This window comes from Nonomuraea sp. NPDC004186 (genome assembly GCF_053603495.1).
Genome location: NZ_JBSGFQ010000040.1, coordinates 48,887 through 61,571 on the forward strand (window position 1 = coordinate 48,887; position 12,685 = coordinate 61,571).

Here is a 12,685-nt window from a genome sequence, read left to right on the forward strand (position 1 = left end):
CGACATACTCGCCCGCCGATCCCTCCCGAGCGGGACAGCCGGCGATCCTGCGGCGCCTGCACCGGGCGCACGCGGCCGGGCGGCCACTGGAGACGGACGGCCTGCTGACGACGTTGATCCTGCTGGAGGCGGCCGACCGGCTGGCGGAGGGCCGGCCGGCCGAGCGCGACGGCGCGGCCCTGCCGTACCGGCTGCTGGGCGGGATCGACGCGCTCTGGGCCGGGCACACCCACGGCAGGCACGGCTCCCGGGCGCAGGGGGCTGGACGTCGAGTTCATGCGGCAGCAGCTCGCGTACGGCCGGCGCGAATCGGAGGCCTACATCGACCAGGCAGGTCAACGCCGCCTGAGGCTCGTGACACCTTTCTTGCCGGCATCCCATGACCGATGCCCTGGACGGCAATCTCACACTATGCGAATATGTGTTCGATTAACGAAGATCGTCAGCGGGAGCGGGTCCCGTAGTCATGCCGGGTGCTCGACTCTCCCCTTCTCCTCCAGAACGGAGTGCCTGTGCGCCCACCAACCCCTGCCTGTGCTCCCCTGTCCCGCCGATTAGTCGCCTGGGCCGGGACACTGCTCCTGACGGCGGCCCTGCTCGTCACCCAGGCGCCCGTCGCCGCGGCCGCCGCGACCGTCACCGACCTCGGCGTCGCCGGGAAGGGCGGAGACGTGGTCGCGCGCAGCAGCAAGGTCTTCGTCGCCGCCGGCGACCAGATCGTGGTCACGTCCATCGACGGCAAGGTCATCGACACGATCCCCGGCCTGTCCGGTGCTGTCGCCCTGGCCTCGCCGGAGACCGGCAGGAAGGTGTACGCGGCGCTACGCGATTCGCATGAAGTGATCGAGATCGACACCACCACGCTCTCCATCACCAAGCGCATCGACCTCACCGCGTACCCGTGCCCGTCGAGCCTGGCGCAGTCGTACGATCGGCTGTGGATCGGATTCGGTTGCGGCGAAGCGGGAGAGGGAGGCGTTCTCGGCCTCATTCCGGCGGCGGCGACACCCACCCCCGTCCGGGTCGGGCCGGCCACGACCCAGGCTCCGCTCGTCGCCGTCGCCGGGAGCACGCTGGTGTCCGGGGAGCCGGGAGTCAGCCCCGCCACAGTCAAGGTGTACGACATCAGCACCACGCCTGCCACTTCGCGCGGCGAGATCCGCGGCGACGCGAACGGGCTGCCGGCCCTGCGGGATCTCGCACTCGCCGAGTACGGGTCGGCGGCGCTGTCGGCGTTGGACGGTACCCGCCGGTTCGACACCTGGGACACGACAGCCCTGACTCAGAGCCGCGCCTACGACAGCAGCGGGTTCGGCGAGCACGGTCTCCCCACCGCTGTCGCGGCCAGCCCGGACGGCGCCTACGTCGTGGGCGGCTGGAACTCTTCCGCGGGCGACGCGGCGGAGCTCGTGGTGTACGACGCGACCAACGCGGAGGTCATCTACACAGCCGCCCACCAGGGGAAGGCGGTGGTGGCGGGCAGCATCGAGTTCTACGGCACACTCACCTTCGCGGTTCTGAAAGAGCCCGGCACCGGGCGGATGCACCTCTGGCGGCTGCCGCCCTCGCCCTACCACTCCTCCACGCTGACCTTGACGGCTCCCTCCAAGGTGACCGCGCTCAAGCAGTCGACCCTCAGCGGACGACTCACGCTGAGCAGCGGACTGCCGCCCGGCGTACAGACGCTCGAACTGTACCGCTGGCTCCCCGACGGCACCTCCAGGCCGTTCCAGGAGATCACCACGGCGGCGGACGGGACCTACCGATTCACCGACGCCCCGCCGTCCATCGGGGCGTTCAAGTATCACGTGTACTGGCCGGGCAACTCATGGTTCCGGGGTAGCGGCTCCTCGGTGACCGTCACGGTGGCCTTGTACGAGCCGACGCTCACCGTGACCGGACCGGCGACGGGCAACGTCGGCGAGCGACTCGAATTCAGCGGGACCTTCGGCGCCGACGGCATCACCTTCCCGCGGACGATCGTCACCGTCTCGCGCAAGGTCGTCAGCCCAGATGGCACCGTCACCTCGAAGGGCCTGGTGAAGCTGGCCCCCGCCGCCGACGGGTCGTTCAGCTTCTCCGATACGCCGACCACGGCCGGCGAACACACGTACACCGTCAACTTGCTCGGCAACTCGACCATCGAGTCAGCGAGCACCACCCACGTGGTCACCGTCCTCCAGCCGCCCGCGTAGCATCCCGACGCCCGGGTGACGGCGACCCGGCTCGCCGTCACCCATGCTTGCCCACGCCAAGGGACTACAGATCGCCAAGGCAGCCATGGTGGAGGTCCGCCTGAGCGCCGGCGGAACGACACCGTCCATCGACTGGATCGCGGCGGCCGCCGACGTGTCCCACCGCACGGGTGAAGTCCTCACCCGAGCCCTCCTCGCTTACTCACCACAGTCGCTCCCCCTGGGCCGCCGCCTCATCCGGCTGACCGTCGACCCGCCGCTCGATGCCGGTGACAACCGATGCCTTGCCGCCCTGCGAATTGTTGGAGTGCCGCAATTGCTGCGACACTCCGAGGCGGGCTCGATGTGGGCACTGATCGTATGAGGCCGGGAAAGATTCCGCCGGCACGTTGAATCCCTATCGCAAGTTCCTGACCTGCGGATTCGATTGTCCTAATAGCTCTGGACAATGTTTGGATGATTGGACGGGGCAGATCGCTTGCCGGTGCCGGGCATTGGCGGTCAGAGTGGTGCCGTTCCCGGCGCCAGCGTTCGGTATCGGCGCCATTGGCAGGTGTTCGGATATTCCGCTGAATCTCTGTGCGCGGTTGATCGGGGACTCCCGAGTCGGAAAGTGCAGAGGATTTCTTTGAAAGGAGATCCGATGATCGGACGAAAAGGGATTACAGGAGCGGCTCTCGTCGTCGGGCTGACGGCCGGGCTCATGGCGGGGTCGTCCGCGTCGGCGCAGGCGGGGCTGGGCGTCACCGCCGCCTCGGACAGCTCGGCCGTCCTGGCGCCGGGCTGGTCGGCGAAGTCCTACCTGGGGATCGGGTACCACGACCGCTGCAAGGGCTGGCAGCGGATAAAGACCCCGTACAGGACAGGCGCCTACATCACGACCAGCAGGCAGGTCCACTGCGAGAAGGGCGAGTGGGGCCGCCGGGCCGTGGTCAAGACGAGCCTCCAGCAGTATCGCGGGCTCGGTTTCTGGCGGACGAAGGCCACCTCGGAGGTGAAGAAGGGAAGGGCGGCGTTCACCGTGACGACGACCCCTTCGTGGAAGTGCTCCGGCGGCAGTCAGCTCTACCGCAACCAGACGAAGGTGCATCTCTACTCTGTCCTGCGCGGCAGCGAAGTGGCCACCCTGTACAAGCGGTCGCAGGAGCGCCGGATCCGGTGTTGATCCCGAGCTGGGACGGGGACACAGCTCGGCCGGACTTCGGCCCTTGGCGCTCGCGCGAGCGCCAAGGGCGTTCTCTTCCGAAGGAGGGAGCGGCGGATGAGATCGCGTGAGAGCAGGCATGTCCCGGCGTGGCGCGTGATCGTCGGCGGGGTCGTGCCGGCCCTTGCCATGGTGCTGTGGGCAACGGTCTCGGTGGCGGAGGAGGAACCGTACGAGGACGTCAAAAGGCAATACATCGCCGCCGTGGACGCGGTGTGTGAGGAAGCGTCCCGGCAGTCGGATCTCCGCGAGGAGCCACCTGCGAACCTGCCCGAGGAGGTGGACGAGCTGCGCCGCGCGTCGGAGTCGATGACCGGCACCATCGCCGCGATAGAAGCGATCGCGCCGCCCGATGGTGACGTCCCGCAGGTGCGGAACAGGTTCTTCGTGCCCGCCAGGGCGCTGGCCGCGAGCCTGCGCGAGCTCAGCGGACGCGCGGAGGCGGCGATGCGCGCGGGCAGGGAGGGCGAGGCGAAGAAGGCGGTGGAACAGTCCTTGGAACCGGACGAGAACGAGAAGGCATTGCGATCCTTCGCGGCGGGGTACGGCTTCCGGGCATGCGCGGGTGAATGACCGGGGCGTCCAAGCAACCCGCAGATTTCCGGACTTATTCGGACAATTCAGGTAATCTCATTTGCTCTCAGGCGTCACAGGCCATGCCGGGTCGTCGGCACGGCCGGATGACGGCGCCGGATAGGGCAGGTGAAGATGCCGGAATTACCGGGGACGTCAGGCTCGCAGGGAGACGAGCCTGATCCGCAGTGGACGGGCAGAGGAGCTCGGCCCGGGCGAAAGCCGGTCCGGCCTGAACCGGCCGCGGGCCCGGTGGCGGCCCTCGCGTACCGCCTGTGGGAGCTCAAGGCGGAGGCGGGCGACCCGTCCTTCGCGGAGATGTCGACCCGTATGGGCGCGGCGGCCTCGAAGTCCTCGCTGGCAGCCGCCGCCCGGGGGCAGGTCCTGCCGACCTGGGAGACGACGTGGGAGTTCGTCCGGGTCCTCGCCGTCGACCGGTTGAGGCAGGACGCCGAGGAGGCCAGGCGCGAGTGGCGAGCCCACTGGGAGCGGGCCGCGAGCGCCGCCGCACGTAGCGAGACCACCGAGGGCCGTACGGGTCACGACGAGACCCGCGCCGGACCCGCCGAGGCCCGTGCCGGGCGCATCGAGACAGAGGTCCGTATGGCGGAGCATCCCGAACGCCGAACCCGACCTCCCCTTGCCCGGAGGCCGGCCATGATCGCGGCGGTCGCGACCGCCGCTGCCGCCGCCGGTGCCGCCCTCTTCACCTGGTTCTCCCCGCTCTCCGGAAAGGACGAGCCCACCGCGCCGAACACCCCGGCACGGGCCGCCTCCCCCTACGACGATTCCGCCTTCGAACAGGACGTCACCCATCCGGACGGCACGGTGGTGAAAACGGGGACGGAGTTCACGAAGATCTGGCGGATCAGGAACACCGGCACCATCCCGTGGCGGGGACGCTTTCTCACCCGGCTGAACGACACCCCGTGCCGCGCCCCCAAACGGGTCGAGATAAGGCCGGTCCAGCCGGGCGAGCCCGTCGACATCGCGGTACGCGTCCGCGCATCGGACTCCCCCGGCAGATGCAAGATCTACTGGAAGATGACCGACGAGACCGGGACCCAGTTGCTGTCCGCCAAGAAGCCGATCTTCCTGGACGTGGTGGTCGGCTGATCAGCTCTCGAAGCGTGTCTTGGAACCTGCTGACGTAAAGGGCTGGTCCGATCTTGTTGATGTAACCCTGGTGAGCGGCCGGCAGCTGCAGGACCTTGCCGCGCCGGTCGGGCTGGTCAGGACCGGTAGCGGTGGCGGGTCGCTCCAGCGGCCCTGGGGTGGCCGGCCTGCCAGTTCGCGCGTGAGGCGGCAGGTCATCCGGTGCACGGTGGCCCACCAGATCATGACCTCGTGGTGTCCGGGCTTGCGTTCATGGATGCGCACCATCACGATCTTGCACCGACGCTGCGGGTGCCGATTATTCAACCGGCCAGGTCAGGCGGCATCCTGAGAGCACGATGCGGCCGGTGCTCGGCGTAGAAGGTCCGCAGCTCGTGAAGGAGATGGCGCTCGTTCCAGATCAAGGTCCGGTCCAGCGGGGACCTGGCTGTGGTGCCCATATCCTCTAGTCCATGACAAGGTTACGGCGGGTGGCATGCTCGATGGCCGCCAGAACGTACGGGCGAGCGCCGATGAGAGTACGGACCTCGAAGAAGTCGCATGCCGGCAAGACACCTGCCTGGCTGCGCAGGAACGCGGCCCAGGTCGTAGCCGTCCGCTCGGGAGTCGGGTCGATGCCGTGCGTTTTGAGGTTCTCCCAGACCGTAGAGGCGGCGACCTTGATACCGAGCGCGGCCGGCTCACCGTGAATGCGCCGGTAACCCCATGAGCCGTTCTCCCGTGCCAGCCGCAACACCAGCAATCAAATGGCCGGGACGGTACGCGGACGTCCGCGCCGGCGAGGCGAACCGGCTCCGGCGTGACGGCGCCGCAGCAGATCGCGGTGCCGGCGCAGGACGGTGTCCGGGCGGACCACCAGCACAAGGCGCCGAAGCTTGTCCTTCGGCAGGCGATGAAGCAGCCCAGCAAGGAGCCGATCAACTCGCATGGCCGCCCGCCGGTCTCCGGAGTCCTGCCCGTCGCCGATCTCCAAGCGCTCCTGCGGTACGACCCGACCGGCTCACACGGCATCCCGATCAAGCCTGACCGGCCAGGCTGACGGACGATCCGGTCACGCCCATCGCACCATCCCTTTTCTGAAGGAATCAGTGACCGTCTGGCCTGGTCGACGCCGGAGCCCTTCACGACGTCGGCCGCCGCAGCCGGCGCCACCTCGCGCATCCGGCTCCTGACCAGCGTGCTTCTCGCGCCCCTGCACGCCAACCATGCACTGTTCGCCAAGGCCTTCACCACCCTGGACCAGCTCGCCGGGCCCGGCCGCCTGCGGCTGGGGCTCGCCCCGCCTCGTGGCACTCGGTGATGTACGCGCTCGGGCCCGATGCCAGGACCGCGATCTCCGATGCCATCGGCGCTTACTACGCCATCGCCGGCGACGAGTACGCGCAATACGGCATCTCCATCGCCCGCACCGAACCAGAACAGCTCACCGCCGCGATCGTCACCTTCGACCAGATCGGCTGTGACGAACTGATCTTCATGGGCAACGATCCCGACCCCGCACAGGTGGACCTCCGTGCCGACGTGATCAGCCTCTGGTGCGGTGACCACGAACCTTCACCGGGCCGACGCAGGGAGAACCCGCCCCAGGATGTCTGCCTGGCTTGTCGAGCGCCTTCGATCGTAAACATGGGGGGCCACGAGCCCAGCCGTGCCCCCCATGCCCGCTACCTACGATGCCTCTATCGCTCGTAACGCCGGCGCCTGGCGGACGCCACCGGCATTGCTCGTCCGGAGGCGCAAGGCCCGCCACGCGGGGGTCCACCGATCCAGGTCTTCCTCGATCCCTCCGCAGGGGCTTGCGCGGGGAGGTCAGGAACCGACGTTCCAGTAGGTGCAGTGCCAGGAGCCGCGCGTCTTGACGCAGGCGCGGAAGCTCCGGTAGCCGCCCGGGTCGTCGATGGCCCACGTCTGGGCGCCGGTGCGGCCTCGGTGGACCGTACCGTGGCAGGCGTGGTAGGTGCGGCCCTTGGTGTCGGACCAGTCGAGCGAGACCTTGTCGCCCGGGCGCAGGCCGTAGCCCTTGACGAAGTAGATGTCGCGTCCGCCGTAGGCGTTGGACTTCATGAAGAGCCTGACGTTGTAGCCGCTGACGCGGTCGACCTGCCGACCGGAGCGCGGGGTGTCGATGTGAGGTCCGCAGGAGTAGTTGATCGGGCCCGCCGCTGCCTGGGCGGGTACGCTCGCCACCGCCAGGCCACCCGCCAGCACCGCAGCCCCCACCAACACCTTCATCGTAGAGATCATGGTGTCCCTCCCCTGATCCGAAGTTGATGATCGAAAGGTAGGGGAGCGCGTGTTGAGGAACCGTTGAGATCTTGCTCAGTCGCGGCCGACCCTGGCCTACCGCCGCGGCTGAAACCGGCACCTTGGACCCTCGCACGCACACCACGGAGGTGACCGGAAACGATCAACGGGTCGGGTGAGGGTTTCAGGCTGCGGATTTGGGAGGTCGGCCGCCCCAGCGGATGCCCTTCGGATGCGGATACGGATGCGGGCGCGTTCGCGGCGTTGGGCGGCCAGCACGGCGGGATGGCGAGCGTGGGTGTCGCGCCAGGCCAGGTAGGCGTGAACAGCAGTCGGATCTTGTGCTGGGTGTCATCCCCGTTTCGGCCCGTCAGGCTCGTGGACGTGATCGAGGGCGCCCGGGAGCGGCGCCCCCTGTCCGGTGCTGACCTGATCGTGGATGAAGGGCAGGTAGGCCCCCAAGAACGCACCGTCTTCCAGCAGTTCTCCGAGTTGTCCCGGTTCGAATTCCGGCGAAACGAGCGGGACCTCACGGTTCAGGGCGCGGGGGCCGACGAGCACCAAGATCCTTCCACGGGCGCCCGCTGCCGGCAGAGCTTCAGCCCAAGCCGTCGGGAGATCGAGCGCTCCCAGGTAGAGGTGGCCGGGCGGCTCATCTTCCTCGAACGGTTCGGCGACCCGTATGGCCACCCAGTTCGGAACGAGGCTGCTCTGATACCCCTGCACGAGCCGCACCGACCAGCCAGGTTTGACGGTTGCCTCCGTGAAGCGTTCGCCGAATCCGGCGGGGAGCCAGAAAACTCGCTCCAGCTCCGACAGCCACGGTGCCGCACCACGACCACGATCCTCGGTCACCTCGACGGTGATGAACAGGGCCGGTTCTGGGGCGCCTTGCGGGTCGAGGCCGAAATCGGGCGGCAGCATGACCGGCCGGGGAGTGATGGCGAACGTGCCTTCCGACAGAGACTGGTCGCGCAGACACATCGTTGTATGAGCAGGCGCGCGCGAGATGTCTCTCCGGTTCACCCAGAGCAGCTGGGACGGCGCGCAGCGGGCGTGGTTGCGTCGGAGCTCGAGCAGCTTGGTCGCTGGGCTGAGGTCGGGGTCGTAGCTGGTGACGACGATTTGTACGGTGATGTCCTCGGCGCTGGCGTCACTGGGGTCCCCGCACGTGTAGCACTCGGATACCCCGTTGCGCATAGAAGCGAGCAAGAACTCTTTGTCCTCGGCCTCCTCGTGCGGGATACCCCGCCGCCCCTCCCCCGCGAGGAATCGATCCACGTCATCGGCGAAGATGTAGCGTCGGCCATCACGAATGGCGGTGAGGGCCTCCTGGTACTTCTCGCCCGTACGCTTGACACGGTCCCGGACCTCGCGGCCGAGATCTCGGTTGTCGTGCGGCATGTCTCATTCCAGTCCGGCGGCTGGCCGTCCACGCCTGACCCCGCCTGGTTGAGATCCGCAGACGCGCGTTGGCGCCAAACTCAAGGGACGGAGATAATCGCTCGTCGTCATCGCCACTACCCTGGGGTGGTGTGTCGCCCCCGCGTGGAGGGGCGGCCCAGAGTCCCCGCGTACCGGGGGCTGGAGCGCCAGCACCTGCACCCTACACCAGCGGCGAGCGCTCAGAGAGCGGCCTCGCTAGGGTCATGAAGCGTACCCGGCCTGACAGGCGATTTGGATCGCGATCACTCCTGTTCCACCAGCCGCGCCACGGATGACGACTCGACGAACTGGTGCGCTTCGACCTATCCGGTCCGGCCTCCACCGAGATGGCTGTCCATCATGGCGTCCTGTCGGTCCACAACACGGACCCCCCGGATAACACTCGCCATCCCCGGAAATCCGCTCAGATTCTCTTGATGTGGACCATCCGTCGGCTAAACCTGCGACTGCGTGCCAACACCAAGAAGGCGTACACGATCGCGCTGCGCGCTCTCGCCCGCGAGCTCGGAGGGCGAGACCGGTGCCCGCCGGCCACGCCGACGTCGTCGCGCGGGCGCGTCCTCGTCCATTCCTGACCGCCAAGCGCATCCCAAGTTGACGACAAGAGCATCGCGGCATCATCGATCATTACCGACGTCGAAGGAGGGCTTGAACGTGAATTCCCATGCATTCGACCTGCTGTGCCGTGCCGTCGAGGAGACGGACGCGGGCCGCGCCGACACGGCGGGGCGCTGGCTGGAAAAGCTCCGCAGTGTGATCAACCCCGAGAAAGCAGGCGGCGACGACTTCCTCTATCTGCTTTATCACGACGCCTTGGCCGCCCGGCATGGAACGTGCCAAGACGAGCGGGACAATCTCTATCTCCGCAGCTTCGAGCGTCCGCAGATCCAGCTGTTCGACCTGGTGGCCGCACACCTGCCGATCGTGAATCTGGCAGGTCGCATCGGCGGCGCGCTCCTCGCCGGACATCTCGCCGGTCAGGACGAGGCCACCATGCTGTCGGTGGGGATCGGCTCAGGCGGCCAGGAGGCGGCGGTGCTGCGGACGCTCGCGGACCGCGATCAGGCACCCGGACGGCTGACGGTCATCGGGGTGGACCCCGCGTCGGCCAGCCTCCGCCAGGCCGAACAAGCCATCCGCGACACCGGTGTCACGCTGGACTTCCACGGAGTGCCCCGACTCGCCGAACACATGACCGGCGAGGACTGGGACCTGGTACGCCGTGCGCCACGTCCGCTGGTCATGAACGCCGCGTTCGCGCTGCACCACCTCCGGGACAGTACGTCCGGCGTGGACGAGCGGAACACGTTCTTCGAAAGCCTGCGCGCGGCCGAACCGGACGTCGTGGTGCTGTGCGAGCCGGACTCCGACCATCATCGGGTGTCGCTCCCCGAGCGTTTCCACAACTCGTGGGAGCACTTCCACGCCGTCTTCCGGCTGATAGACGCGCTGGAGGTGACGGCCGCCGACCGCAACGCGATGAAGCTGTTCTTCCGCCGCGAGGTGGCCGACATCGTCGGCACAGCCGACGACAAGGAGCGCTACGAACGTCACGAGCCGACCGCCACCTGGCTCGCCCGGCTGCGTGAGGCCGGGTTCCACCCGATGCCGGCGCCCCCGTCCGCGGTGCCGGAAGCCGCTACTCCCGCCGCCATCCGTCAGGATCCCGACAGCGTGCGCATCGGATTCGAGGGCGAGTCACTCGTCTCCGTCCTGTACGCGGTGCCCGCGCGGACGTAGCCGGCGACCTCGCGGGAACCGTGCCCAGGCCAGGCGTGCTGGTGATGATCGCAGCTTGCTCGTGGCGGGCGAATAGGACAGCCAGCTCTTCCTCGAGCGCATCGATGACGCTGCTCATGGCCTTAATGACACTCCCGAAGGCATGCTCTACCTCCTCGGGTTGACGGAGTTGCTGTTGGCGGAGTTGGGTGGTCAGGCGCTGAGGCAGACTGGCGTCGATTCGTCGACCGGCCCTGCGCAACAATGCCTCTACCCGCCCCGGCGGTCAGCTTGGCCGCGCTTCGCGGGTCGGGTACGGCCCGAAGCATCGCCAGGGCTGTCCTGTGGGTCAGAACGGGGAACGCGGTCAGCGCGGCCGGATAGTACTCACGCAACAGCGAGCGCAGCCGGTTGACCGTCTGCTGACGGGCCCAGATGGCCTCTTGATGTCACCGAGCGACCACCTTGATCCCGCGTACCAGCGTGCGTGCTGGCGGAAGACATGCGCCTTCTGCCCGCACTCGCTGTGTGCGGTTGTGTTCGTGTGGCGATCGAGCAGGTGGCTTTCCATCGGGGTGTTCGCGCTGGGGGCCGTCGCTCGTGTTGCGTTTCCGAGTAGGTCATGTGATGCAGATCACTGGCTTGGGGTGCTCGTAGAGCAGATTGTCGGTGGTGCCTGCGATCGTGTCCTGCGTGGGCGAGCTGGTCGAGCGGGTGGATGAACGGGACCGCGTGCTGGGGGTCACGGACCGGGCAGAGGCGGAGCGTCGGCGATGGATGCATCGGATCGCGACGACGATCTGTCGCGATCCGATGCGGCGGATCCTCGTGCTGCGCCGAGCTGAACAGCTCACTCGCTTTCCCGGCCACTATGACGTGATGGTCGGCGGTGCCGTGGACGTGGGCGAGTCGTATGAGGACGCGGCGGCCCGCGAGCTGTTCGAGGAGCTGGGTGCCGGCGTCCCGGTGCGTTTCATGTTCAAGTTCCTGTGCCGGGATGGGGTCAGTCCTGTCTGGTTCGGGGTGCATGAGGCCGTGATCATCGAGCCATTGGTTCCGGACCCGTCCGAGATCGCTTGGCATGCCTGGCTCACAGAGCTCGAACTGCGGGAGGCCGTTGATCGATGGCCTTTCGTTCCCGGTGGGCGAGAGGCGTTGCGCCGATATTTGATATCCGGGAATGAGGGCCGGCCGGCGGCTGGCTGATCGGCGGCATCATGTCGAGTGGGTGGCTCAGCTGCATGGCCCGATGCCCATAGTCCGGGCTGGCAGCCGACGTACTCGGGTGTCGCGGTCGTGCTGGCGGCGGAGTTGGAGGATCTCTTCGTGTTGGGCAGCGAGGCGCGAGAGCATTTCGTTGCGGAAGTCCGTTAGTTCTTCGACCGTCTGACCTTGGTGGGCGAGACGGTCTTCGAGTGCGGCGATCTCAGCTATGAGTCGGTTGATCGGGGCGTCGCGGGGGTCGGGGGTGTCTCCGGCTTCGCGAATGACGGCGAGCCGTGTTTCGAGTTCTTCGCGCAGGTGGGCGTAGGGGCGGGTGCCGTAGAAGGCGGTGCGGTCAACGCCGGATTCACGGGCGAGGGTCTTGATGTCGCATCGTCCGCCGGGTGGCAGGTCGCCGAGGAGGAGCCGGTCCATGGCGGCCCGGATCCGGGTTTCGTTGTGGTGGCGTTGCTGGGGAGTGAGCCTCCCGGGTGTGCTCCGGCAGCGGTGTCGATCGCGGCGATGACGCGTCTCGCGCGGTCGTCTTCGGCTTTCAGGCGGGTGCGTTCGGTTCGGCGGGTCGGGCCGAGTTCGCCGAGGAATGCCTTGGTCCGGTCGGCGTGCTCGGCCGCGCGTGCACCCGGGGTGCGCCGTAACTGCCCCGCGAGCGCGCGTGCACCTCGGCGACGCGCTCGGCCGGCTCGGCGTCGCGCACGGCACGGGGCCCAGGCATCCCGCTGCGGCGGGCATAGAAGGCGGCACGGGAGACTCCCAGCAGTTCACACCCCCGCTTGACGCTATGGCCGCCCTGTTTCTCCGCCACGATGAACAGGTGCACGATCACCGGGTCTCCCTCACCAAGAAAGACGTCGCTCGCTTGAGCACGTCGACGTCCTGGCGAGGACGCCGGTTCTCCCGCCGCAATGCCTCCAACTCCTGCCGCTCGCTGCTGATCGGTCAGCGATGAGGCGTCGCAGTGCCGCGT

16 protein-coding genes and 1 pseudogene are annotated in these 12,685 nt (G+C 67.9%); 10 read left to right on the forward strand and 7 right to left on the reverse strand.

Features of this window, described 5'->3' with window-relative positions:
- Positions 1-512: 512 nt before the first annotated feature.
- From ACWEPL_RS29755 to ACWEPL_RS29775, 5 genes are all read left to right on the forward strand, one after another.
- Positions 513-2,195: a YncE family protein gene (locus tag ACWEPL_RS29755; RefSeq protein WP_452438089.1), complete on the forward strand. Its 1,683-nt coding sequence runs from the start codon at positions 513-515 to the stop codon at positions 2,193-2,195.
- A 43-nt stretch (positions 2,196-2,238) separates the two neighbouring features.
- A complete protein-coding gene (locus ACWEPL_RS29760) occupies positions 2,239-2,559 on the forward strand; it encodes a hypothetical protein (protein WP_452438090.1) in 321 nt (106 codons plus the stop codon).
- A 279-nt stretch (positions 2,560-2,838) separates the two neighbouring features.
- Positions 2,839-3,360 carry a hypothetical protein gene (locus ACWEPL_RS29765; RefSeq protein ID WP_452438091.1) on the forward strand — a complete coding sequence of 174 codons (522 nt, stop codon included), beginning with the start codon at positions 2,839-2,841 and terminating at the stop codon, positions 3,358-3,360.
- A 96-nt stretch (positions 3,361-3,456) separates the two neighbouring features.
- The gene (locus tag ACWEPL_RS29770; protein WP_363983123.1) at positions 3,457-3,972 is read left to right on the forward strand and encodes a hypothetical protein; all 516 of its coding nucleotides are present in this window, start codon (positions 3,457-3,459) and stop codon (positions 3,970-3,972) included.
- Positions 3,973-4,224: 252 nt separating this feature from the next.
- The gene (locus ACWEPL_RS29775; RefSeq protein ID WP_452438092.1) at positions 4,225-5,088 is read left to right on the forward strand and encodes an NBR1-Ig-like domain-containing protein; all 864 of its coding nucleotides are present in this window, start codon (positions 4,225-4,227) and stop codon (positions 5,086-5,088) included.
- A 302-nt stretch (positions 5,089-5,390) separates the two neighbouring features.
- On the opposite strand, the gene ACWEPL_RS29780 is transcribed toward ACWEPL_RS29775, so the two are convergent.
- Both ACWEPL_RS29780 and ACWEPL_RS29785 read right to left on the reverse strand, forming a co-directional pair.
- A complete protein-coding gene (locus ACWEPL_RS29780) occupies positions 5,391-5,528 on the reverse strand; it encodes a hypothetical protein (RefSeq protein ID WP_452438093.1) in 138 nt (45 codons plus the stop codon).
- Between the two features lie 5 nt (positions 5,529-5,533).
- Positions 5,534-5,830: a hypothetical protein gene (locus ACWEPL_RS29785; RefSeq protein ID WP_452438094.1), complete on the reverse strand. Its 297-nt coding sequence runs from the start codon at positions 5,828-5,830 to the stop codon at positions 5,534-5,536.
- A gap of 57 nt (positions 5,831-5,887) precedes the next feature.
- On the opposite strand from ACWEPL_RS29785, the gene ACWEPL_RS29790 reads away from it, so the two are divergent.
- Genes ACWEPL_RS29790 through ACWEPL_RS29800 form a run of 3 tightly spaced genes read left to right on the forward strand, consistent with a single transcriptional unit; the run spans position 5,888 to position 6,780 of the window.
- Positions 5,888-6,127: a hypothetical protein gene (locus ACWEPL_RS29790; RefSeq protein ID WP_452438095.1), complete on the forward strand. Its 240-nt coding sequence runs from the start codon at positions 5,888-5,890 to the stop codon at positions 6,125-6,127.
- A 57-nt stretch (positions 6,128-6,184) separates the two neighbouring features.
- A complete protein-coding gene (locus ACWEPL_RS29795; protein WP_452438136.1) occupies positions 6,185-6,388 on the forward strand; it encodes an LLM class flavin-dependent oxidoreductase in 204 nt (67 codons plus the stop codon).
- Positions 6,385-6,780 carry a hypothetical protein gene (locus ACWEPL_RS29800; protein WP_452438096.1) on the forward strand — a complete coding sequence of 132 codons (396 nt, stop codon included), beginning with the start codon at positions 6,385-6,387 and terminating at the stop codon, positions 6,778-6,780. Before ACWEPL_RS29795 ends, ACWEPL_RS29800 begins: the two co-directional genes overlap by 4 nt.
- 117 nt (positions 6,781-6,897) lie before the next feature.
- Here the strand turns inward: ACWEPL_RS29800 and ACWEPL_RS29805 are convergent, their stop codons facing one another.
- The 3 genes and pseudogenes from ACWEPL_RS29805 to ACWEPL_RS29815 all read right to left on the reverse strand — a co-directional run bounded on the left by ACWEPL_RS29805 (position 6,898) and on the right by ACWEPL_RS29815 (position 8,736).
- The gene (locus ACWEPL_RS29805; protein WP_452438097.1) at positions 6,898-7,320 is read right to left on the reverse strand and encodes a hypothetical protein; all 423 of its coding nucleotides are present in this window, start codon (positions 7,318-7,320) and stop codon (positions 6,898-6,900) included.
- A gap of 196 nt (positions 7,321-7,516) precedes the next feature.
- A pseudogene (locus tag ACWEPL_RS29810) lies at positions 7,517-7,662 on the reverse strand (IS630 family transposase); the annotation flags it as partial.
- 21 nt (positions 7,663-7,683) lie between these two features.
- Positions 7,684-8,736 (reverse strand): hypothetical protein, encoded by a 1,053-nt coding sequence (locus ACWEPL_RS29815; protein WP_452438098.1) that lies wholly within the window; start codon positions 8,734-8,736, stop codon positions 7,684-7,686.
- Between the two features lie 696 nt (positions 8,737-9,432).
- Between ACWEPL_RS29815 and ACWEPL_RS29820 the strand changes: the two genes are divergently transcribed.
- Complete coding sequence (locus ACWEPL_RS29820; protein WP_452438099.1) at positions 9,433-10,518, forward strand: GRAS family protein; 1,086 nt, start codon at positions 9,433-9,435, stop codon at positions 10,516-10,518.
- 672 nt (positions 10,519-11,190) lie between these two features.
- The gene (locus ACWEPL_RS29825; protein ID WP_452438100.1) at positions 11,191-11,703 is read left to right on the forward strand and encodes an NUDIX hydrolase; all 513 of its coding nucleotides are present in this window, start codon (positions 11,191-11,193) and stop codon (positions 11,701-11,703) included.
- A gap of 27 nt (positions 11,704-11,730) precedes the next feature.
- Here ACWEPL_RS29825 and ACWEPL_RS29830 read toward each other — a convergent pair whose 3' ends face one another.
- On the reverse strand, positions 11,731-12,135 hold the full coding sequence (locus tag ACWEPL_RS29830; RefSeq protein ID WP_452438101.1) for a hypothetical protein: 405 nt from the start codon (positions 12,133-12,135) through the stop codon (positions 11,731-11,733).
- Positions 12,136-12,253: 118 nt separating this feature from the next.
- Positions 12,254-12,544: a hypothetical protein gene (locus ACWEPL_RS29835; protein ID WP_452438102.1), complete on the reverse strand. Its 291-nt coding sequence runs from the start codon at positions 12,542-12,544 to the stop codon at positions 12,254-12,256.
- Positions 12,545-12,685 lie beyond the last annotated feature (141 nt).

Coding starts and splice junctions, on each gene's coding strand:
- ACWEPL_RS29760 (WP_452438090.1), top strand. CDS start 2,239: ATGCTTGCCCACGCCAAGGGACTACAGATCGCCAAGGCAGCCATGGTG.
- ACWEPL_RS29765 (WP_452438091.1), top strand. CDS start 2,839: ATGATCGGACGAAAAGGGATTACAGGAGCGGCTCTCGTCGTCGGGCTG.
- ACWEPL_RS29770 (WP_363983123.1), top strand. CDS start 3,457: ATGAGATCGCGTGAGAGCAGGCATGTCCCGGCGTGGCGCGTGATCGTC.
- ACWEPL_RS29780 (WP_452438093.1), bottom strand. CDS start 5,528: ATGGGCACCACAGCCAGGTCCCCGCTGGACCGGACCTTGATCTGGAAC.
- ACWEPL_RS29805 (WP_452438097.1), bottom strand. CDS start 7,320: ATGAAGGTGTTGGTGGGGGCTGCGGTGCTGGCGGGTGGCCTGGCGGTG.
- ACWEPL_RS29815 (WP_452438098.1), bottom strand. CDS start 8,736: ATGCCGCACGACAACCGAGATCTCGGCCGCGAGGTCCGGGACCGTGTC.
- ACWEPL_RS29830 (WP_452438101.1), bottom strand. CDS start 12,135: ATGGACCGGCTCCTCCTCGGCGACCTGCCACCCGGCGGACGATGCGAC.